At 65.2% G+C, this 20,141-nt stretch carries 18 protein-coding genes; 6 read left to right on the top strand and 12 right to left on the bottom strand.

Annotated elements, in window-relative coordinates; genetic code table 11:
* Positions 1-22 precede the first annotated feature (22 nt).
* The 4 genes from accC to CLU87_RS01920 form a co-directional block, all read right to left on the bottom strand.
* Positions 23-1,372, bottom strand: a complete 1,350-nt coding sequence (gene accC / locus CLU87_RS01935) for an acetyl-CoA carboxylase biotin carboxylase subunit (RefSeq protein ID WP_056066345.1) — start codon at positions 1,370-1,372, stop codon at positions 23-25.
* Between the two features lie 7 nt (positions 1,373-1,379).
* Positions 1,380-1,832 carry an acetyl-CoA carboxylase biotin carboxyl carrier protein gene (gene accB, locus CLU87_RS01930; protein WP_056066347.1) on the bottom strand — a complete coding sequence of 151 codons (453 nt, stop codon included), beginning with the start codon at positions 1,830-1,832 and terminating at the stop codon, positions 1,380-1,382.
* A gap of 170 nt (positions 1,833-2,002) precedes the next feature.
* Entirely contained in the window at positions 2,003-2,581 is a 579-nt protein-coding gene (locus tag CLU87_RS01925; RefSeq protein WP_099729310.1) for a TlpA disulfide reductase family protein, read from the bottom strand.
* Positions 2,578-3,177, bottom strand: a complete 600-nt coding sequence (locus tag CLU87_RS01920) for a hypothetical protein (protein ID WP_099729309.1) — start codon at positions 3,175-3,177, stop codon at positions 2,578-2,580. Before CLU87_RS01920 ends, CLU87_RS01925 begins: the two co-directional genes overlap by 4 nt.
* Before the next feature lie 205 nt (positions 3,178-3,382).
* Here CLU87_RS01920 and mpl point away from each other — a divergent pair, with 205 nt between their 5' ends.
* Complete coding sequence (gene mpl, locus CLU87_RS01915) at positions 3,383-4,804, top strand: UDP-N-acetylmuramate:L-alanyl-gamma-D-glutamyl-meso-diaminopimelate ligase (protein WP_099729308.1); 1,422 nt, start codon at positions 3,383-3,385, stop codon at positions 4,802-4,804.
* Positions 4,805-4,859: 55 nt separating this feature from the next.
* Here mpl and CLU87_RS01910 read toward each other — a convergent pair whose 3' ends face one another.
* The 7 genes from CLU87_RS01910 to CLU87_RS01880 form a co-directional block, all read right to left on the bottom strand.
* Positions 4,860-5,171: a hypothetical protein gene (locus CLU87_RS01910; RefSeq protein WP_056746913.1), complete on the bottom strand. Its 312-nt coding sequence runs from the start codon at positions 5,169-5,171 to the stop codon at positions 4,860-4,862.
* Between the two features lie 100 nt (positions 5,172-5,271).
* The gene (locus tag CLU87_RS01905; RefSeq protein ID WP_099729307.1) at positions 5,272-6,393 is read right to left on the bottom strand and encodes a 3-deoxy-7-phosphoheptulonate synthase; all 1,122 of its coding nucleotides are present in this window, start codon (positions 6,391-6,393) and stop codon (positions 5,272-5,274) included.
* Positions 6,394-6,674: 281 nt separating this feature from the next.
* Positions 6,675-7,214, bottom strand: coding sequence for a hypothetical protein (locus CLU87_RS01900; RefSeq protein ID WP_099731994.1), 540 nt, complete (start codon positions 7,212-7,214; stop codon positions 6,675-6,677).
* 110 nt (positions 7,215-7,324) lie between these two features.
* Positions 7,325-8,809, bottom strand: a complete 1,485-nt coding sequence (gene tldD / locus CLU87_RS01895; protein WP_099729306.1) for a metalloprotease TldD — start codon at positions 8,807-8,809, stop codon at positions 7,325-7,327.
* Between the two features lie 93 nt (positions 8,810-8,902).
* Positions 8,903-9,241, bottom strand: a complete 339-nt coding sequence (locus tag CLU87_RS01890) for a YegP family protein (RefSeq protein ID WP_056066369.1) — start codon at positions 9,239-9,241, stop codon at positions 8,903-8,905.
* Between the two features lie 94 nt (positions 9,242-9,335).
* On the bottom strand, positions 9,336-10,511 hold the full coding sequence (rodA, locus tag CLU87_RS01885) for a rod shape-determining protein RodA (protein ID WP_056746916.1): 1,176 nt from the start codon (positions 10,509-10,511) through the stop codon (positions 9,336-9,338).
* A gap of 71 nt (positions 10,512-10,582) precedes the next feature.
* A complete protein-coding gene (locus tag CLU87_RS01880) occupies positions 10,583-13,021 on the bottom strand; it encodes a serine/threonine protein kinase (RefSeq protein WP_099729305.1) in 2,439 nt (812 codons plus the stop codon).
* Positions 13,022-13,135: 114 nt separating this feature from the next.
* On the opposite strand from CLU87_RS01880, the gene CLU87_RS01875 reads away from it, so the two are divergent.
* A complete protein-coding gene (locus tag CLU87_RS01875) occupies positions 13,136-13,720 on the top strand; it encodes a YqiA/YcfP family alpha/beta fold hydrolase (protein WP_099729304.1) in 585 nt (194 codons plus the stop codon).
* 30 nt (positions 13,721-13,750) lie between these two features.
* On the opposite strand, the gene CLU87_RS01870 is transcribed toward CLU87_RS01875, so the two are convergent.
* A complete protein-coding gene (locus CLU87_RS01870) occupies positions 13,751-15,346 on the bottom strand; it encodes a Wzy polymerase domain-containing protein (RefSeq protein ID WP_099729303.1) in 1,596 nt (531 codons plus the stop codon).
* Positions 15,347-15,435: 89 nt separating this feature from the next.
* Between CLU87_RS01870 and CLU87_RS01865 the strand changes: the two genes are divergently transcribed.
* From CLU87_RS01865 to mtgA, 4 genes are all read left to right on the top strand, one after another.
* A complete protein-coding gene (locus tag CLU87_RS01865) occupies positions 15,436-17,511 on the top strand; it encodes a ribonuclease catalytic domain-containing protein (protein WP_099729302.1) in 2,076 nt (691 codons plus the stop codon).
* 30 nt (positions 17,512-17,541) lie between these two features.
* Positions 17,542-18,402, top strand: a complete 861-nt coding sequence (locus CLU87_RS01860) for an energy transducer TonB (protein ID WP_056746921.1) — start codon at positions 17,542-17,544, stop codon at positions 18,400-18,402.
* Between the two features lie 126 nt (positions 18,403-18,528).
* The gene (gene aroE, locus CLU87_RS01855) at positions 18,529-19,383 is read left to right on the top strand and encodes a shikimate dehydrogenase (protein ID WP_099729301.1); all 855 of its coding nucleotides are present in this window, start codon (positions 18,529-18,531) and stop codon (positions 19,381-19,383) included.
* Between the two features lie 17 nt (positions 19,384-19,400).
* Positions 19,401-20,135 (top strand): monofunctional biosynthetic peptidoglycan transglycosylase, encoded by a 735-nt coding sequence (gene mtgA, locus CLU87_RS01850; RefSeq protein WP_056066393.1) that lies wholly within the window; start codon positions 19,401-19,403, stop codon positions 20,133-20,135.
* Positions 20,136-20,141: the final 6 nt, after the last annotated feature.

Here is a 20,141-nt window from a genome sequence, read left to right as displayed (position 1 = left end):
GAATGACCTGCTGCGTGCCAGCTCAGCGTTTGTGCTGCGACAGCCACTCTTCCAGGTAGTGGATGTTGGTGCCGCCCGCCATGAACTTGGCGTCCACCATCAGCTCGCGGTGCAGCGGCACATTGGTGTTGATGCCTTCGATCACCGTCTCGGACAGGGCCGTGCGCATGCGGGCCAGCGCCTGCTCGCGCGTGTCGCCGTGCACGATGATCTTGCCGATCATCGAGTCGTAGTTGGGTGGCACGAAGTAGTTGGTGTAGGCATGCGAGTCCACGCGCACGCCGGGGCCACCTGGTGGATGCCAGGTGGTAATGCGCCCGGGCGAAGGGATGAACTTGTACGGGTCTTCCGCGTTCACCCGGCACTCGATGGCGTGGCCACGGATTTCGATCTGGCGCTGGGTGAAAGGCAGCTTCTCGCCCGCCGCCACCATGATCTGCGTTTTCACGATATCCACGCCCGTGATCCACTCGGTCACGGGGTGTTCCACCTGCACACGGGTGTTCATCTCGATGAAGTAGAACTCGCCGTTCTCGTACAGAAACTCAAACGTGCCCGCGCCCCGGTAGCCGATCTTCTTGCAGGCAGCGACGCAACGCTCGCCGATCTTCTCGATCAGCTTGCGAGGAATGCCTGGAGCTGGCGCCTCTTCGATCACCTTCTGGTGGCGGCGCTGCATGGAGCAGTCGCGCTCGCCCAAATACACCGCATTGCGGTGCTTGTCGGCCAGGATCTGGATTTCGATGTGGCGTGGGTTCTGGAGGAACTTCTCCATGTACACCGCAGGATTGCCAAACGCGGCACCCGCCTCGGCCTTGGTCATCTGCACAGCATTGACCAGTGCGGCCTCGGTGTGGACCACGCGCATGCCACGGCCACCGCCGCCGCCTGCGGCCTTGATGATCACCGGGTAGCCCACTGCCTTGGCGATGCGGCGGATCTGCACCGGATCGTCGGGCAACTCGCCCTCAGAACCCGGCACGCAGGGCACGCCTGCGCGGATCATGGCCTGCTTGGCGGACACCTTGTCGCCCATGATGCGGATCGACTCTGGCGTGGGGCCGATGAACTGAAAGCCACTCTTTTCCACGCGCTCGGCAAAGTCGGCGTTCTCGGACAGGAAGCCATAGCCGGGGTGAATGGCCTCGGCGTCGGTCACCTCGGCCGCCGAGATGATGGCGGGCATGTTGAGGTAGGACAGCGGCGAGGGCGCTGGGCCGATGCAAACAGCCTCTTCGGCCAGCTTGACATACTTGGCGTCGCGGTCGGCCTCGGAATAGACCATGACGGCCTTCACGCCCAGCTCATGGCAAGCGCGCTGGATACGGAGAGCAATCTCTCCGCGATTCGCAACAAGAATCTTCTTGAACATGAGCGCCTTATTCGATAACGAACAGCGGCTGTCCGTATTCCACGGCTTGGCCGTTCTCGCCCAGGATGCGGGTGACGGTGCCCGACTTGTCGGCTTCGATCTCGTTGAGGATCTTCATGGCCTCGATGATGCAGATGGTCTCGCCTTCCTTGACCTGGCTGCCCACCTCGACAAAAGCCTTGGCGCCAGGGCTGGACGAGCGGTAGAAGGTGCCCACCATGGGCGACTTGACGATGTGGCCGGTGGGTGCGGCGGCCGCAGGGGGCGCGGGCAATTCCGCCACAGGCGCGGCAGCAGGCGCAGCGGCAGGAGCTGCAACCGGGGCGGGCACATACTGCTGAACCACGGCACCACCGCTCTTGACGATGCGGACTTTGCCCTCGGCCTCGGTAATTTCGAGTTCGGACACGTTCGACTCGGACACGAGATCGATGAGGGTTTTGAGTTTTCGCAGATCCATGGAAGCTCCAACGGCTATAAAACTGAATAGGGCGCGAATTTACTCCAATTTCACCCTATCGCAGTCTTCCACACCCATTTTTCATGAACTTCGGCATGGGAATTGCCATCTCTCAGAGAGAAAGACGCACCCGGAAAGCCTGAAAGGCGGCTGCTTTTCGACGCGAACCCTCAGCCCATACCCGCCCAAAGCTGCAAGTCCTGGGTGGTCACTTGCCCCATTTTACGATGCAGCACCTTCCCCTCCCCACCAAGGACCACGGTGAAAGGCAGGCCTCCCGTCAGGTTGCCCAGCGTCCGGCCCAGATCCGTGCCACCCAGCCCCGCCAGTCCCACAGGGAAATCCAGCGGGATACGCGTCAGAAACTTGCGTACCGCTGACGGCTGGTCAATGGCCAAACCCAGCACTTGCCAGCCTTTGGCAGATTGTTCGCGATAGAAGGCGTTGAGCATAGGCAGCTCTTCCACACAAGGCGGGCACCAGGTGGCCCAGAAATTGAGCAGCAACGGCTTGCCTGCCAATGACTTCATGGCCAAGGTACTCCCGGCAGGTGTTTCAAACTCCAGGTCCCACAGCGCCTGCTCGGCCCCTTGCTCCACGGCGTGGGGCTGAAACTTCCACCATGCCAGGCCCGCGCCCCCCAAAGCGGCGGCACCTGCCACCCCGGCATACAAAAAGCGCCTGCGAGCGGCGTTGGGCGCGACGTTGCCAGGAGTCACAGGTTCGGGGGATTCAGCAGGCTGGGTCATGGGGTCGTGTTTTCTTGAAGCAAGCGGCGCACTGCCGTGATGTCACCACGCGGGGTTCGGCCCTTGCTGTCGGGCCGGAGCGCACCCCGCAGGTCGTCAAGGTCGTAAATCAGCAGGTGCACGCCGATCATTTCGTTGAGTTCGGGCGATTTGCTGCCAAGACTCAATGCCTCCACCGATTCACCGTGGAAGCCAGTGACCGTGCGGGGTTCATAGTCCACATGATGATCGATCAGAGCGATCTCTGCCGATTTGGGGTCATCGCAGAACAACTGCAGGTAAATATCCGACAGACGTGTGGCCGTTCCGTGCCACACCGCACCCGCCAGATGCGGCCGGAAAGCCGCCATGCGCTCCATCCACACCAGGGCCAGCTGGCGCAGTGCCCGCAGCTCGCGCGGCTGGGTGTCAGCACAGAAGAGCTGGATGTACTCGCGCACAGCCTCTTCCACCAGGTCGTTGTCCGGCAGCGGGGTACGGGCCGGCAAACCCATCTGCCGCAGCGCACGGCGCTTGGCGGGGCCCCATTCCAGCCCTTCTTCCACCACCAGGCGGGCCGTGGTGTGGGCGATTTCTTCGCTCAAAGGTGTGTGCATGGCAGACAGAGGCAACTAAGGACCCTGCATTGTGGCGCGAAGCGATGACAGCACGGGTGATGCCCCTCAGACACCCCTGGCAACCCCAACAACCGCCGCCCCGAAAGACTATTGTTTTGAGAGCAACTCAGGCAGATGGAACAGGCGCCAGCTGCCACTTTTGCTCTGAACAGTGCGCGGAACCCCGGCTTTAGAATCAGCGCCCATGCATATACACATACTGGGCATCTGCGGCACTTTCATGGGAGGCTTGGCGGCCCTTGCGCGCGAGGCGGGCCACAAAGTGACAGGCTGCGACGCCGGGGTCTATCCCCCCATGAGCGACCAGCTCCGCGCGTTGGGCATCGACCTGATCGAAGGCTTCGGCGCCGACCAGCTTGCGCTCCGGCCCGACATGTTTGTGGTGGGCAACGTCGTGAGCCGCGCCAGGCTGGCCGATGGCTCCCCCAAGTTTCCGCTGATGGAAGCCATTCTGGACGCCGGACTGCCCTACACCAGCGGGCCCCAATGGCTGGCCGAGCACGTGTTGCAGGGCCGCCATGTGCTGGCCGTGGCTGGAACCCATGGCAAGACCACCACCACATCGATGCTGGCGTGGATTCTGGAGTCTTCCGGGCAGCAACCGGGCTTTCTGATCGGCGGGGTGCCGCTGAACTTTGGCGTGTCCGCACGCCTGGGCGCTGCACAGCGCCCCGCCCCCGCCGCCGCGCCGCTCGGGGCCGCGCCGCTGTTCGTGATCGAGGCCGACGAATACGACACCGCCTTTTTCGACAAACGCAGCAAGTTCGTGCACTACCGGCCCCGGACGGCTGTGTTGAACAATCTGGAGTTCGACCACGCGGACATCTTTGACGACCTGGCGGCCATCGAACGCCAGTTCCACCATCTGGTGCGCACCGTGCCGCCGTCGGGGCGCGTGGTGGTCAATGGGCTGGAAGAAAGCCTGGCACGTGTGCTGCACACCGGCTGCTGGAGCGAAGTGACGAGCTTTGGTGCCGCAGTCAGCGACTTTCACGCCGTGGGTGACCCGCAGGCTTTTGATGTGGTGCACCAAGGGCAAACCGTCGCGCGTGTGGAATGGTCGCTGACCGGCGTGCACAACCAGCTCAATGCGTTGGCAGCCATGGCAGCGGCCCACCATGTGGGCGTGGCGCCCGAGCAGGCGGCAGCCGCGTTGGGCAGTTTTCAGAACGTCAAGCGGCGCATGGAGCTACGCGGCACAGTGGGCGGCGTGGCCGTGTACGACGACTTTGCCCACCATCCCACCGCATTGCGTACCACCCTGGACGGCTTGCGCCGCACCCTGGGCCCGGGTGCCCGCATCCTCGCTGTGTTCGAGCCCCGCAGCAACACCATGAAACTGGGCGCGATGAAAAGCCAATTGCCCTGGGCCCTGGAGCCGGCCGACCTGGCCTTTTGCCACACAGCTGGGCTGGACTGGGATGCCGCGCAGGCTCTGGCACCAATGGGCGTCGGCCCCGGACAGCGCGCCCAGACGGCCCCGGACATCGATACGCTGGTGGCCCTGGTCACCCAGGCCGCGCGCCCGGGCGACCATGTGGTGTGCATGAGCAATGGCGGTTTTGGCGGCATCCACGCCAAACTGCTGCAAGCACTACAAAAATAATAGCTGCCAGCACATATTCCACTAGCGCTAGCAGCCGATTTCTAGCCAATGGAGGTCAAAATGTGACTGCCATGCCCGGCACGTCCACGCGCACGATAGGCTTGGCCAGCGCGGCACTGGAGGCGCGCGCAAAGTCGCGGGACCACACTGGGTCCTGCATCAGCGCCGCACCGGCTGCGCGTGCCACGGTCAGCACCTTGTCGGCCAGCAGCACCTTGCCGCTGGCGCGCAAGGGCTCGCAGTCCAGCGCGATGAACTGGTCGTCGAGCCAGCGCCGACCCACCTCGTGGGCCATGGGCTCGGCACCCTCCAGATCAAAACGGTATTCCTGATTCGCGGCCAGTTTGACCGACACTTCGCTGTGCATGATGGATCGCCTTTCTGCGTTTTTGCGGAGACTCGGGCCAGCAGCTGCACGTGGTGTGCAGCGATAGGCCCAAGTTTAGATCTTGCGACAGGTCTGACGATCAGCGGGCGCGACGCGCCTTGACGGAGTCCGACAGCTCGGCCAGCGCCTGCAGCGAAGCGTCCCAGCCCAGGCAGGCGTCGGTGATGCTCTTGCCGTATTCGAGTGCCGAAGGGTCGTCCTTGCCGGGTGTGAACTTCTGGGCGCCTGCCGTCAGGTGGCTTTCGATCATCAGGCCGAACACGCTGCGCGAACCGCCCGCCACCTGGGCCGCCACATCGCGGGCCACGTCCAGCTGCTTTTCGTGCTGCTTGCTGCTGTTGGCATGGCTGCAGTCCACCATCAATGTGGCGGGCAGCTTGGCAGCTTCGAGGTCTTTGCAAGCCGCGGCCACACTGGCAGCGTCGTAGTTGGGCGTCTTGCCGCCGCGCAAAATCACATGGCAGTCCTTGTTGCCCTTGGTGTTCACGATGGCGACCTGGCCGTTTTTGTGCACCGACAGGAAGTGGTGGCCTCGGCTGGCCGACTGGATGGCGTCGGTGGCGATGCGGATGTTGCCGTCCGTGCCATTCTTGAAACCGATGGGGGCCGAGATGCCGGAGGCCAGCTCGCGATGCACCTGGCTTTCGGTGGTGCGCGCGCCAATCGCACCCCAGCTGATCAGGTCGCCGATGTACTGTGGCGAAATCACGTCCAGGAACTCGCTGCCGGCAGGCATGCCCAGGCGGTTGATCTCGATGAGCAGCTGGCGCGCAATGCGCAGGCCTTCGTCGATGCGGTAGCTCTCGTCGAGGTAGGGGTCATTGATGAGTCCCTTCCAGCCCACGGTGGTGCGTGGCTTTTCGAAGTACACGCGCATCACGATTTCGAGCGTGTCAGCGTACTGGGTGCGCACGGCCATCAGGCGGCGGGCGTACTCGACAGCGGCGGCGGGATCGTGGATAGAGCAAGGGCCAATCACCACCAGCAGGCGGTCGTCCTTGCCCGCCATGATGTTGTGAATGTTCTTGCGGGTCTGGGTGATCAGCGTCTCGACCGGCGTGCCGCCGATCGGGAAGAAGCGGATCAGATGCTCGGGAGGAGGCAACACGGTGATGTCCTTGATACGTTCGTCGTCGGTCTGGCTGGTTTTCTCGACGCTGCGGTACCAGGCATCGCTGGTGGGATTGGTAGTGGCCGTCATGGTTGCTTCCTCGTGGAGTCGGTTGGAGTGGATGGAAAAACGGGAGGGCTGAAAAACAAAAACCGCCGGGCTTTGCAGCGTCGGCGGTTGGTATGGGGAGGTTGTGTGTGCTTGCGCGTTTTCCTCTCATCCGCCGGGGACCGAGATAAAAAACCAAAAATAAAACGCGCTGCGAACTTGCATGGAAAGCAATGTAGCACAGGAGTGCGGCAGTTCAGCACCCTCGGCATGTTGCAAATGCACGACATCCACTCGCCCCAAAAGCGCCAGACCAGAGCGATTCACCGGCGCCCTCCCCGAAACCATGCACGCAAGCGCTGCAATGCCGAGGGCTTGCGCGGCGGCTGCACGTCTTGCAAGTCGCTCGCAGGATTGCTCTGGTGCTCGTACATGTCGATGAGCAGCAGCGCTTCGCCCAGGGTTCGCCAGGCCAGCAGCTCGAACTGGTCAAAGCTTTCGCTTTCTTTGGTGCTGCGCCGCTCCAGCATCAGTTGCCAGTCTGCAATGGCGTTGCGCAGCTCCCGCAGTGCACGCTGGTAGGCGCCAAACTCGTACAGCGCGTGCCACGCCGAGCCCAGGCCAGTCAAAAACAGCTGGTGTTCACGCGCGCTGTGCGACAAGGTCACCACGCGGCGCGTGATCTCGGTGGTGTCCGTGCTGGTGCGGCGGATGCGAACTGCCTCGTCGATCTGCGAGGACAGGGCACCAAGGCTGTCACGCAGCTGGCGCGAGTCCTCGTCGGCAACGCCCTCGCGCAAAAAGCGGCTGATGTCTCCAAACGACTGGAGCGTCAGCAATTGACTGGGGCGCGTGGCAGGCATGGTGTCACCCATTGTGCGCTGGCCGACGCGCAGTACAAGCCCCGAAAAGCGGGTGAAAACGCGAAGTCACGCACCACCCCAGGTCTGCCGGCAGGCTGCCAACGCAACCCTCAGGCCGTACCGCCCACCGTCAAGCCTTCGATGCGCAGCGTGGGTTGCCCCACGCCCACCGGCACGCTCTGGCCTTCCTTGCCGCAGGTACCCACGCCGCTGTCCAGGCGCATGTCGTTGCCGATCATGGTCACCTTCTTGAGCGACTCAGGGCCGCTGCCGATGATGGTGGCGCCCTTGACGGGGTACTGGATCTTGCCGTTTTCCACCCAGTACGCTTCGCTGGCCGAGAACACGAACTTGCCCGAGGTGATGTCCACCTGCCCGCCGCCGAAGTTGCTGGCGTACAGGCCCTTCTTGATGCTGGCGATGATCTCTTGCGGGTCCTTGTCGCCGCCCAGCATGTAGGTGTTGGTCATGCGCGGCATGGGGATGTGGGCATAGCTTTCGCGGCGGCCGTTGCCGGTGGGACCCACACCCATCAGGCGTGCGTTCAGCGAGTCCTGGATGTAGCCCTTCAAGATGCCATCCTCGATCAGCACATTGCGCTGGCTGGCATGGCCTTCGTCATCCACGTTCAGCGAACCTCGGCGGTCTGCAATGGTGCCGTCGTCCAGCACAGTGACACCCTTGGCAGCCACGCGCTGGCCAATGCGGCCACTGAACGCGCTGGAGCCCTTGCGGTTGAAGTCGCCTTCCAGCCCGTGGCCGATGGCCTCGTGAAGCAGGATACCGGGCCAGCCTGAGCCCAGCACCACGGTCATCTCGCCCGCCGGGGCGGGACGCGATTCCAGGTTGACCAGGGCCGCGTTCACGGCCTCGTCAACGTACTTACCCATTTGCTCGTCGTCGAAATAGGCGAGGCCAAAACGGCCACCGCCGCCAGCAGAGCCCATCTCACGTCGGCCGTTCTGCTCGGCAATCACCGTGACCGACAGCCGCACGAGCGGTCGCACATCGGCCGCCAGGGTGCCATCGGCGCGCGCCACCAGCACCACGTCGTATTCACTGGCCAGCCCCGCCATCACCTGCGCCACGCGCGGGTCCTTGGCCCGGGCGCGCTGCTCCAGCCGCTCCAGCAGCGCCACCTTGGCCGTGCTGTCCAGCGAGGCAATCGGGTCCACGCCCGGGTACAGGCTGCGGCTGGATGCTACCTTTTTAGGAGCTACCCGCACTTTGCCTGCGTTCGCTATAGACGAAATAGACCGTACGGTGCGCGCTGCGTCCAGCAGAGACGCCTCGGAGATGTCGTCCGAATAGGCAAAGGCCGTCTTCTCGCCACTGACAGCACGCACCCCCACGCCCTGGTCGATGCTGAAAGAGCCTGTCTTGACGATGCCCTCTTCCAGGCTCCAGCCTTCACTGCGGGTGTACTGGAAGTACAGGTCCGCATCGTCCACCTGGTGGGTGCGGATCTCGGCCAGTGCGCGGGCGAGGTGGCCTTCGTCCAGGCCAAAAGGGGTTAGCAGCAGTTCACGGGCAACATCAATGCGCTGGCTGGTGGCCGCACGCTGGGGCGCGGCAGTGGTGGAGCGGAAAGTCATCGAAGCATTTTAGGCGCCTGACCAGCCCCTGCACGTGTGGAGCCCACATGTCCCTATTTGACCCTGGCGCCCCGTCAGCGCCGCCCCGCCGCCTTACGCGGCGGTCTGGTCATCCAGGCCGGCCTCGGCCGCATGGGCCTGCACCGACTCGATGCCCGCGTCCCGGGCCTTGGCACCGGAGTACATCTGGCTTTGGCCAATCACCTGGCCATTGGCGGCCTTCAATGTGAAATATGGCGCTCCGTTCTTGGCACTGAGCCTGCCAAAACGGCCATCGTTCGGAGCGTTCTTGCGCACCGCCTCGATACCACCCAGCGCGCTGGCGCGAGACTCGTACATCTCGCTGGTCAGGATGACCTGACCGTTGGCGGCCAGCAGGTTGAAGACAAACTTGTCGTTTTTCGACTTCTTGAGCTCGAACTTCGCCGCCATGGGGAAACCCTCCGGATGCTGAGCGGCCAAAACACGGTTGGCCAGCCGGTTTGTACCCCGAGGGCGTGTTCCAGGCAACCAGGCCCACAAGGCCCTACAGTGCTGCCGGAAGAGGATCCTTGGTTTCCTGCTTCTGGGATCGCGCCACCGACATCAGGATGCCCAGTGCCAGCCCCAGCGTCACCATGGCGGTGCCGCCATAGCTGATGAAGGGCAAGGGGACGCCCACCACCGGCAGGATGCCACTCACCATGCCCATGTTCACAAAGGCATAGGTGAAAAAGATCATAGAAACCGCCCCCCCCATGAGGCGGCCAAACAAGGTGGTGGCGCCTGCGGCAATGGCCAGCCCCCGCCAGACCAGCAGCAGAAAACACACCAGCAGGAACAAGTTGCCCGCCAGGCCAAACTCTTCCGAATAGGCGGCAAAAATGAAGTCGGTGGTGCGCTCGGGGATGAACTCCAGGTGGGTCTGAGTACCCGCCATGAAGCCCTTGCCCCACAGGCCGCCCGAGCCGATGGCGATCATGCCCTGGATGATGTGAAAGCCCTTGCCCAGCGGGTCGCGGGTGGGGTCCAGCAAGGTGCAGATGCGCTGCTGCTGGTAGTCGTGCAGCACCACCCATCGCACGCCATCCGCGCACAGCTGGTCGCCCAGCAGCACCAGGGTGGCAATGCCCACACCGCCAATCAGCACCGGGGGCAGGATCAGCTTCCAGGACAGGCCCGCAAAAAAGATCACCGAGAGCCCCGCCGCCAGCACCAGCAGAGAGGTACCGAGGTCGGGCTGCTTCATGACCAGGCCCACCGGAACCGCCAGCAGCAGGCCCGCCGCCGCAAAGTCCAAGGGACGCAACGTGCCCTCGCGCTTCTGGAACCACCAAGCCAGCATCAGCGGCATGGCGATCTTGAGGATTTCGCTGGGCTGGATCACGATACCCACGTTGATCCAGCGCGTGGCCCCTTTTTTGGTGATGCCAAACAGCGCCACCGCCACCAGCAGGGCCACCCCGGTCAGGTACAGCGGCACGGCGCAAGCCATGATTTTCTGGGGGGGCACTTGGGCCACCATGAACAGGATGGCTCCTGCAATCAGCATGTTGCGCCCGTGGTCCACAAACCGCGTGCCGTGGTCATAACCCGACGAATACATGGCCAGCAACCCCGCGCTGGCCAGCATCAGCACCAGCAACAGGAGGGGAAGGTCAAAGCCCCGGAACAGGGGCGCCAGACGCTGGACGAGCGTGGGCTTTTCAAAAACGACGGCCATTCCCCGATTATCGGCGGATGCCGGGCGTCAGAGCAGCCAACGCCCTGGCAGAGAGATCGCCAACAGCGGCACTACCCTGCCTGCCGGAAGGCCATCACGGCCTGGTTGCGCAGGGTGCGCAGCAGGCCCAGGGCCTTGTCATCCACCACAATGCCCCCCGGTGTGGCCTGATCGGCATAGATGAGGGCAAAGGGCTGCCCCTTGATTTGCAGCGGCAGCAGCAGGAACGACGGTGCATTGACGCCCTTGCGGTACCACTCGGGCAGCCGCGCCTGCATGCGGGGCTCGGTAGCGTCGTTGATCAGGGTGTCTGCACCGCGCAGGCACACGGCGGCAAACAGGTCGCCCTGGGCCTTGAGGGGTACCTTGAGGGCCCGCACGGCCACCTCGCTGCCCTCCCCCAGGCCAAAGCGGCCGGTCAACATGTCGGTGCGGGCCTCGCGCAGGCAAAACACCATGCGTCGGAAACCCAGCGCGCGGAACATGGTCTCCAGGATCATGCGCAGTACGTCGTTGAGCTGAAAACTCTCGACCATGGCGTTGGTGATGTCCTGAATGCCTGCCGCCAGCACCTCATTGACCTGCGCCACCGACACCGCCCCTCCGGCCTGGGACTCCAGCACGGCAGGCAGGGGCTGGGTTTCGTTCACGCGCAACTCGTGGGCGCCCAGCGCGTCATCGGGAGCCACAGACGCACCCGCAGCCGACGGCAGCTTGAGCAGGCGGGCGGCTGGTGTGTCCGGTGCCACGCGCAGGTCCAGCGCCTCGGCCAGTGCCACCAGCTTGTGGCGCGCACGCAGGGTGGCTTCGGCAATGGCCTCAGCCGACAGCGCCAGCGTGCGTGCGTAGCGCGTGCCCACTTGGTCCAGCTGCCCCTCCAGCTGAGCAGGTTCGCAGAACAGCAAGGCGCTGGCGACCTCGTTGGCCGCCATGGCCGCCCAGCGCAGGCGCTCCACCCCTTGCTCGGGCGCGCGCTGCATGGGTGAGCCCAGCGGCTTGCGCATGCAGCGCTGCAGGCTTTCGGGCAGACCCCAGACGCGCGCCACACCCACTCCCAGATCCTCAAACCCGAGGCCCAGCACCTGTACCGATGCAGCCTCTTCCCCGCCCTCCATGCGCCCCGAGGCCACCAGGCTGCGCACCTGCCGGGCCTCTTCAGGAAAGTAGAACTCGCACAGCATGCGCCCCAGGTTCTGGAACATCGCCCCGATGAAGGCCTCCTCGGCCGCCTGGCTGGTGCTGCACAGCTCGGCCGCGACCGAGCCCGCCATCATGGCGCGCAAAAATTCCTCGCGCATCTGGCTGGCATGGGCCTTGTCCTGCATGTGGTCCAGCAACACCAAGCTCAGCGCCATGTTCCGCACTGCATTGAAGCCCACCAGGCTTACCGCGCGCGACACGGTGCTGATGGTGCCCCGGCTGGCGTGGGCGTAATGCACGCTGTTGACCAGACGCAGCAGCTTGTTGGTGAGCGCCACGTCTTTCAGGATCTCGTGGGTCAGGTCGCTGATGCTGTCGTCTTCCGAATTGGCCACACGCTGGATGCGGGCCACAGAATCCGACAAGGCCGGGAAGTCGCTCTTGTGGCGCATGCGCCGCAGCAAAAAGTCCAGCGTGGCGTTGCTCGCGGCCGATGGCGCACTGGCCGGAGCCGCCCAGGCGCGCAGCGCATCCCGAAAGTCCGCCGCCGTGGCGTAGCGCTGCGCGGGGTCGCGTGCCATGGCCCGCTGCAAGATGGCGCGTAGGCCGTCGTCCACGCCCGGCCCCAAGTCGGCGGGCAGCGCCAGGTTTTCGTTGGCAATGCGGTACAGCGCCTGCCAGGTGTCTTTTTGGTGGATGAGGGGGCGCCCCGTCAGCATCTCGATGAGCACCAACGCCGCGGAATACACATCCATCCCCGGGGTGGGCGCAGCGCCCGCCGCCGCCTCCGGTGCCATGTAGGCGGGCGTGCCGCTGGCCAGCTGGGCGTCCGGCGCGGCCTGCACGGGGGCCGCCATGCCAAAGTCCATCACCCGGGCGTGCCGGTGCGCATCGATCATGATGTTGGACGGCTTGAGATCGCGGTGCACGATGCCCGCCTGGTGGGCGGCATGCAAGCCATCAAGCACATCCACCAAAAGCGCCACGGCGTCATGCGGCGTACAGCGCCCCTGCTGGGCCAGGTGTTCGGCCAGCGTGTGGCCTGGCACGTACTCAAACACGATGTAGGGCTGCGAGCCCTGCACGTCGGCCTCGAACACCGGCACGATGTAGGGGTGGGCCAGGCGTCCCACATGGCGCGACTCGCGCAGCCACTGCTCCAGCACGGAAGGGTCCTGGTCCTGCATGGGGCGCATGAGTTTGATGGCCACCTCGCGCTGCAGACGGGGGTCCAGCGCCAGCCACACGGTGGCCTGGGCGCCTCGGCCCAGCTGCTTCTTGAGCTCAAACCGACCCAGCGAGGCAGGCGGCTTATCGCCTGATCCGAGCGCCCATCGTCTGGCAGTGGAAAGCGGGGCAAAATCGGTCATGGTGCGGGTAGCAAAACCAGGCGCCGCACGGTGTGGCGCCCCGGTACGCACATCTTATGCCTGCGCCAGCCCGGTTAAAGCAGTGATTCCCCTGCCCCGATCACTTTCTGTCTCATGACCACCACCCACCTGCTGTATCTGCACGGTTTTCGCTCGTCCCCCTCGTCGTCCAAGGCCCGCCAGACTGCGGCCTACATGGCAGCCCACCACCCCTCCGTGACCTTCTGGTGCCCCCAGTTGCCGCCATCGCCGCGGGCCGCCATGGCGCTGGTGGCGCAGGGCATTGCCGATTGGCCCCGGCCGTCCATGGCCGTGATCGGCTCTTCGCTGGGCGGCTTCTACGCCAGCTGGGTGGCGCAGCACGCGGGTTGCCCCAGCGTGATGCTCAACCCTGCGGTGGACCCGGCACGCGACCTCGCCCGCTACATCGGCGAGCAGACCAGCTGGCACGACCCGAGCGAGCGCTTTTATTTTTTGCCGGAGTACATCGACGAGTTGCAGGCCCTGGACGTGCGGGATCGCTCGCCCGCAGCCCCGGAGCTCGCCATCATTGCCAAGGGCGACGAAGTGCTGGATTGGCGCGAGATGGTGGGGCGCTACCCGCACGCCGAGCAGGTGGTGCTGGAGGGCGGCGACCACGCGCTGGGCAACTATGGGGACTACCTGCCCCTGCTCAGCCAATTCCTGCGGCTGGCCTGAGCGCGCTGCAGCAGTCCGTCGCACATCCGGTCAAGGCTTGAGGTGTGACGAAAGCCGCCGCCCCTGCTCGCGCCAGCGCGCATAGTCCGCCGGGTAAGCTGCACGGTATCGCTTGAGTTGAAACGCCGCCTCGTCATCCAGCCCTAGCATCGTTGCGCTCTCGATCAGCGGCTCGATCACCCGGGGCTCCGGTGAAAAGTGCAGCAGCTTGTTGGCCACAGCAAAGACCTGGCCGGCGTTGCCGGGCGAAAGCTCTATCGTGGTCAGCAGCGCAAAATCGACCTGGTCCGTGAAAAACGGTGTGTCGCCCACTTTGCGCACGGTGTCATTGCGCAGGGACGGCGGCCGGTCGGCGAGCGGCTTGTACAGCTGGCTGACGCGGTAAAAGTCCCACCCCACGTAGGACCCCAGGGCCAGCGCAGCCAAAATGATGGCGGCCACGAACCGCCGCGCACCGAGAGATGTTGCCCAGCCGGGCAACTGCCAGCGCCACAACAACGCGATTGCCAGCACCGTGACCAGCTGGAACGGCCCGTACCACAGCGGAAACTCCAGCAGGCTGTGCAGACCCAGCGGCGCCAAGATGCCCCAGGCCAGTTGCCGCGCTGGATCGGTCTCGCGCCAGGGCTTTTCGCGCAGCACCCACACCACCACCACGGCACAAAAGATCAGCGCCACCGGCACGCCCAGCTCCACCGCAAGGTGCAGGGGCAGGTTGTGGGCGTTGTCCAGCAGCACACAAAACCGCTCGCCCGGGAACACGGTGACGTAGTGCGCGTAGTCCAGCTCCCCCCAGCCCCAGCCCACCCAGGGCTTTTGGGCGATCAGGTGCAGCACATTGGCCCACAGCACGCGGCGGCTGGTGCAACCAGGCTCTTCGTCGAGGATGCGCACAAACAGCCCATCCGATGCGAACCCGGTCCAGTCCAGCAGTAAACGGGGCAGCAGCCAGGCCGCTGCGCCATACAACACGAGGCCAACCAGTCCCAGCCCCAGAACAATGCGCCCCCAAGACACCCGCCAGCAGAAAATCAGACCCAGCATCAACAGCCACTGTGCAGCCCCGGTACGCGACGCCGTGGCCGCGCTCGACATCGCCAGCAATGCCAGCCCACAAGCCACCAGCACACTGGTCGCCCAGCCGGGCCACGCCGTGCCTCCCTGGTGTGGCCCGGCAGGGCCGGGGTGTTCCAGACGCCCCTGCACCTGGACCAGGGTCCACAGCAAGGCCCACACACCCAGGCTCAACAGCGTGGCCTGCTGATTGCGCTGGCGCAGGTTGCCAATGGCCTGCCCCAGTGTGGAGGGCTGCACTCCTGGCAGGCCAGGGTCCCCCAGAAAGTACTGCAGCAGCCCGATGACTGCACTGATCAGTGCCGCTACGAGAAGGCCGGCCGCCAGCATCCGGCTCGACACCAGGGCTGACGCAACCCCGGTCTCTCCTTCCTGATCCCGCACAGGCGAACTGCCGCAGCGAGCCAGGGCCAGCAGCACCAGCACCGCGCCGCAGCCCCAGGACGCCAGCAGGGGCCAGAAGTTGTTGATGGGGGCCTGCGTGAAGCAGAACAGGAACGGCAGCGCCAGTGCCAGCAGTGTCAGCGGCGTGGCCATGGTGGCAAAGGGCATGGGATGGCAGGTCGGGCAGAAAGGGCGCGCCGTGGATCATATGCGCGGCTGCCCGGGTACCCGCTGGCGCCCATGGGACAATCGCCGCCATGCACGCACTGTTTGAAGAAGCCGGCAAATTTCTCGCCGGCCGTATCCTGTCCGAAGCCGATACCTCCGCCCAAGTGGAGCTGGACTCGGGCAAACGGGTCAAGGTCAAGGCCGCCCACATCCTCCTGAAGTTCGAAAAACCCGCCCCGGCAGAACTCGTCGCCCAGGCCCAGGCCGTGGCCGAGACCATCGAGCTGGACCTGGCCTGGGAGTTCGCGCCCGAAGACGAGTTCGGCTTTGCCGACCTGGCGCGAGACTATTTCTCCGAGAACGCCACCCTGATCCAGCAGGCCGGTGCGCTGCTCCGCCTGTACGACGCGCCCCACTACTTCCGCCGCGCGGGCAAGGGCCGCTTCAAGAAGGCCTCGGCCGAGATCCTGCAGCAGGCGCTGGCCGCCATTGAGAAGAAAAAGGCCATCCTGGCGCAGATCGACGAGTGGGCCGCAGCGCTCGGACGCAGCGAATGCCCGCAGCCCATCCGCGACCAGCTCTACAAGATCTTGTTCAAGCCGGACAAGAACGCGCCCGAATACAAGGCCGTGGTCGAGGCCAGCCGCGCCACGCACACCGCACCGCTGGACCTGCTGCAAAAAGCGGGTGCCATCGATTCGGCCTACCAGTTCCACTGGAAGCGCTTTCTGTTCGAGAACTTCCCCAAGGGCACGGGCTTTCCCGCGCTCACGGCGCCGGCCATTGCCGACGAGCTGCCGCTGTCGTCCGCACAGGCGTACTCCATCGACGATTCGCAGACCACCGAAATCGACGATGCGCTGTCGGTACAAGGCCTGGGCACCGGCACGGTGGTGCTGGGCATCCACATCGCCGCGCCGGGCCTGGCGATCCAGCCGGGCAGCGCCATCGACCAGCTCGGACGCGCCCGCCTGTCCACCGTGTACATGCCGGGCTACAAGATCACCATGCTGCCGGATGACGTGGTGCAGACCTACACGCTGGACGAAGGCCGCGCCAACCCGGCCGTGTCTCTATATGTGACCATCGACGAGGCCACACTGGAGTTCAAGGGCTCCGAGACCCAGCTGGAGCGCGTGCATGTGGCCGCCAACCTGCGCCACGACCAGCTCGACGCGGTGGTGACCGAAGAATGGCTGTCCAACCCGGCGTTTGAGCACCAAAACGACCCCAAGCGCTTGTCCGAATTGCGCCCACAGCTATCCTTTTTGCACCGCCTCGCCAAGGACCTCAAGGCCCGTCGCGAAGTGGTGCGTGGCAAGCCCGAGAACTTCAACCGGCCGGACTACAACTTCCGTCTGGTCGGCAACAACGGTGCCGAGCCCACGGGCGATGAACAAGTGCAGATCAGCGTTCGCCAGCGCGGCGCGCCACTCGACCTGATCGTGGCCGAGGCCATGATCGTGGCCAACAGCACCTGGGGCAGCTGGATGGCCGAGCTGGGCGTGCCCGGCATCTACCGCAGCCAGGCCAGCATGGCGCCGGGCGTGAAGGTGCGCATGGGCACCAAGGCGCTGCCGCATGCAGGCATCGGTGTCAAAGCCTATTCGTGGGCCACATCACCCCTGCGGCGCTACACCGATCTGGTCAACCAGTGGCAGATCATTGCCTGCGCCCGCCATGGCAAGACGGCCGCGCTGGCCGCGCCCTTCAAGCCAAAGGACGCCGACCTGTTCTCCATCATCAGCAGCTTTGACGCCGCCTACAGCGCCTACAACGGCTACCAGGCCGGCATGGAACGCTTCTGGACGCTCAAATACGTGGAGCAGAACGGCATCACCGAACTGAACGCCACGGTCTTCAAGGAAGGCCCGGGCGGCAGTTTCCTGGTGCGGGCAGACGATATTCCGCTGGTCTTCCCCGTGCTGGGCGCGCAGAACCTGCCGCGCGGTGCGCACCTCAAGGTCAAGCTGGGCGAAGTGGACGAGATCACCCTCGACATCCACGGCACCGTGATCGAGCGCCTGGACGACCCCGCCGACACCAGCGACGATGGCCCGGTGGACGATGCCGAGGACGACGACACCGTGGCGGGGCCCATCGCCATTGCCGTGGACGTGAACGAGGCCCCTGCCGACGCCACTGCAGCAGCACCGGCCGCCTAAGCCCCGGACAGCCCCTGATAATTGCTGGCGATGAAACTCCCTGCCTTCCTCCGCACCTTCAGCACGCTGCAGCTGGCGCTGGGCGTGTCCATCGCCGTACACGCTGCACTCATCTCCGTGCGCTTCATTGACCCCGAGGGCTTCAACCGGGTGTTCCAGGACACGCCGCTCGAAGTCATCCTGGTCAACGCCAAGTCGAATGAGCGGCCCGACAAGGCCCAGGCGATTGCCCAGGCCAACCTGGCAGGCGGTGGCGATGCAGAGAAGGGCCGGGCCACCAGCCCCCTGCCCTATTCGGCCCTGACCACCATCGGTGACGACTACGAAGAAGCCCAGCGCAAGATGGACGCGATGCAGGAGCAGCAGGCCCAGCTGCTGGCCCAGTTGCGCAAGCAGCTGGCCACCATGCCCGCGCCCGATCCGCGCCAGGCCAGCCAGAGCGGAGAACAGGCCAGCGAGCAGGAAAAGCGCCGCCAGCTGGTCAAGCTGCTGGCCGAGATAGAAAAACGCATCAACGAAGAAAACTCGCGCCCCAAGAAGCGCTACATCAGCCCCGCCACCCGCGAGGAAGCCTACGCCGTGTACTACGACGCGCTGCGCCGCAAGGTCGAGGACAAGGGCACCGAAAACTTCCCGGAGCAGGGCGGGCGCAAGCTGTACGGCGAGCTGACGATGATCGTCACCGTCAACCACGACGGCCGCGTGCTGGGCACCGAGATCGTGCAAGGCTCAGGCAACGGCACGCTGGACCGCCGCGCCGAAGCCATTGCCCGCGCCGCAGGGCCGTTTGGCGCCTTTGATGCCGAGATGCGCAAGAAGGCCGACCAGATCGCCATGGTGGCGCGCTTCAAGTTCACCCGCGACCAGACCCTGGAAACCGTTGTGAAGTAACTGCCCGGCGGGTGCGCAGCGAGGCCCTTCTCGCAGGCCGCCAAGGCCTCCACGCCCACCTGCCCGCCCCACAGAACACACAGCACGGCCGCCCGTACCGCCAGCCCCACGCCGCCCTAGCCACCCATGACATCTCCCGCCTCCCCTGCCGACCTGTACTGCGTGATGGGCAACCCGGTCGCCCACAGCCGCTCGCCTGCCATCCACGCCCGTTTTGCCGAGCTGACCGGTGAACACATTGTCTACGAACGCCGCCTGGTGCCCATGGATGGGTTTGCCCAAGGCGTGCGCGCGTTCGCGGCAGAGGGCGGGCGCGGCTGTAACGTCACCGTGCCCTTCAAGACCGACGCACCGGGCCTGGCGACCGAGTGCAGCGAACGCGTGCGGCTGGCGGGCGCCGCCAACACGCTCACCTTTCGCGCCGACGGCAGCATCTACGCCGACAACACCGACGGTCTGGGCCTGGTGGCCGACATCACGCACAACGCAGGGGTGTCGCTGGCCGGGCGCGACGTACTGCTGGTGGGTGCCGGTGGCGCGGCCGCAGGTGTGCTGGGCCCGCTGCTGCTGGCAGGCGCCCGCCACATCACCGTGGCCAACCGCACCCTGGCCAAGGCGCAAGCGCTGGTGCAGTCGCACAGCGCACTGGCAGCGCTACAAAAAGCAGAGCTGTCGGCACAAGATCCACTAGCGCTATCGGCCAATTTCGATGTGATCATCAACGCCACGGCCAGCAGCCTCTCTGGCGGCGGTGTGCCGGTCCCCGCCAGCGTGCTGCGCCCGGGCGCTCTGGCCTACGACATGATGTACGGCCCCGCAGCGCAAGGCTTCCTCGACTGGGCGCGCCAGCACGGTGCGGAGCCCCGTGACGGCCTGGGCATGCTGGTGGAACAGGCCGCTGAAGCCTTCTTGCTGTGGCGCGGTGTGCGCCCGCCTTCGGCCCAGGTGCTGCGCGAAATGCAGCAATCCATGGCCGCCTGAGCCCCGAGGACGCCCCGATGAAAGCCGTGCTGCGCTGGCTGGGACTGCTGGTGATCGCCTTCGTGGCGTTGCAGCTGTTCTTCGTGCTGCGCATTGCCGCCATGGTGGCGATCAACCCCCAATCCACCACCTTCCAACGCTCTGAAGCCTGGACGCTGCTGGCCAGCAAAGGCCACGTGCCCTGGCGCCAGCAATGGGTGCCGTACGCGGACATCTCCGACCACCTCAAGCGCGCCGTCATTGCCTCGGAAGACGATGGTTTTGTGAACCACGACGGCGTGGACTGGAACGCCATCGAAAAAGCCTGGGAGCGCAACGCCAAGGCCGAAGCCCTGGCCAGCAAGGCGCAGGCCCGTGCCCCCGAGCGCCCGGTGCGTGCGCCCAAGATCCGGGGTGGCTCCACCATCACCCAGCAGCTGGCCAAAAACCTGCTGCTATCGGGCGAACGCACGCTGCTGCGCAAGGGCCAGGAGTTCGTGCTCACACTGGCGCTGGAGCAGTTGCTCTCCAAGCAGCGCATCCTGGAGATCTACCTCAACAACGTGGAATGGGGCGAAGGCGTGTTCGGCGCCGAGGCGGCCGCGCAGCACTACTTCCGCAAAAGCGCCAGCCGCCTGGGCACTGCCGAAGCCGCGCGCCTGGCCGTGATGCTGCCCGCGCCCAAGCGCTTTGAGAAAACGCCCGGCTCGGCGTATCTGGCAGGACGGACACGCACGATCCTGGGACGCATGGGCGGCGCAGAGCTGCCCTGAAGCCGG

This window comes from Acidovorax sp. 59 (assembly GCF_002754175.1).
In the GTDB taxonomy this organism is placed as follows: Bacteria; Pseudomonadota; Gammaproteobacteria; order Burkholderiales; family Burkholderiaceae_C; genus Acidovorax; species Acidovorax delafieldii.
This window is presented reverse-complemented; position numbering and strand designations above follow the sequence as displayed.

Excerpts from the sequence above, each read along its gene's own strand:
- accC (WP_056066345.1), bottom strand. The coding sequence starts at position 1,372 with ATGTTCAAGAAGATTCTTGTTGCGAATCGCGGAGAGATTGCTCTCCGT.
- accB (WP_056066347.1), bottom strand. The coding sequence starts at position 1,832 with ATGGATCTGCGAAAACTCAAAACCCTCATCGATCTCGTGTCCGAGTCG.
- CLU87_RS01925 (WP_099729310.1), bottom strand. The coding sequence starts at position 2,581 with ATGACCCAGCCTGCTGAATCCCCCGAACCTGTGACTCCTGGCAACGTC.
- CLU87_RS01920 (WP_099729309.1), bottom strand. The coding sequence starts at position 3,177 with ATGCACACACCTTTGAGCGAAGAAATCGCCCACACCACGGCCCGCCTG.
- mpl (WP_099729308.1), top strand. The coding sequence starts at position 3,383 with ATGCATATACACATACTGGGCATCTGCGGCACTTTCATGGGAGGCTTG.
- CLU87_RS01910 (WP_056746913.1), bottom strand. The coding sequence starts at position 5,171 with ATGCACAGCGAAGTGTCGGTCAAACTGGCCGCGAATCAGGAATACCGT.
- CLU87_RS01905 (WP_099729307.1), bottom strand. The coding sequence starts at position 6,393 with ATGACGGCCACTACCAATCCCACCAGCGATGCCTGGTACCGCAGCGTC.
- CLU87_RS01900 (WP_099731994.1), bottom strand. The coding sequence starts at position 7,214 with ATGCCTGCCACGCGCCCCAGTCAATTGCTGACGCTCCAGTCGTTTGGA.
- tldD (WP_099729306.1), bottom strand. The coding sequence starts at position 8,809 with ATGACTTTCCGCTCCACCACTGCCGCGCCCCAGCGTGCGGCCACCAGC.
- CLU87_RS01890 (WP_056066369.1), bottom strand. The coding sequence starts at position 9,241 with ATGGCGGCGAAGTTCGAGCTCAAGAAGTCGAAAAACGACAAGTTTGTC.
- rodA (WP_056746916.1), bottom strand. The coding sequence starts at position 10,511 with ATGGCCGTCGTTTTTGAAAAGCCCACGCTCGTCCAGCGTCTGGCGCCC.
- CLU87_RS01880 (WP_099729305.1), bottom strand. The coding sequence starts at position 13,021 with ATGACCGATTTTGCCCCGCTTTCCACTGCCAGACGATGGGCGCTCGGA.
- CLU87_RS01875 (WP_099729304.1), top strand. The coding sequence starts at position 13,136 with ATGACCACCACCCACCTGCTGTATCTGCACGGTTTTCGCTCGTCCCCC.
- CLU87_RS01870 (WP_099729303.1), bottom strand. The coding sequence starts at position 15,346 with ATGCCCTTTGCCACCATGGCCACGCCGCTGACACTGCTGGCACTGGCG.
- CLU87_RS01865 (WP_099729302.1), top strand. The coding sequence starts at position 15,436 with ATGCACGCACTGTTTGAAGAAGCCGGCAAATTTCTCGCCGGCCGTATC.
- CLU87_RS01860 (WP_056746921.1), top strand. The coding sequence starts at position 17,542 with ATGAAACTCCCTGCCTTCCTCCGCACCTTCAGCACGCTGCAGCTGGCG.
- aroE (WP_099729301.1), top strand. The coding sequence starts at position 18,529 with ATGACATCTCCCGCCTCCCCTGCCGACCTGTACTGCGTGATGGGCAAC.
- mtgA (WP_056066393.1), top strand. The coding sequence starts at position 19,401 with ATGAAAGCCGTGCTGCGCTGGCTGGGACTGCTGGTGATCGCCTTCGTG.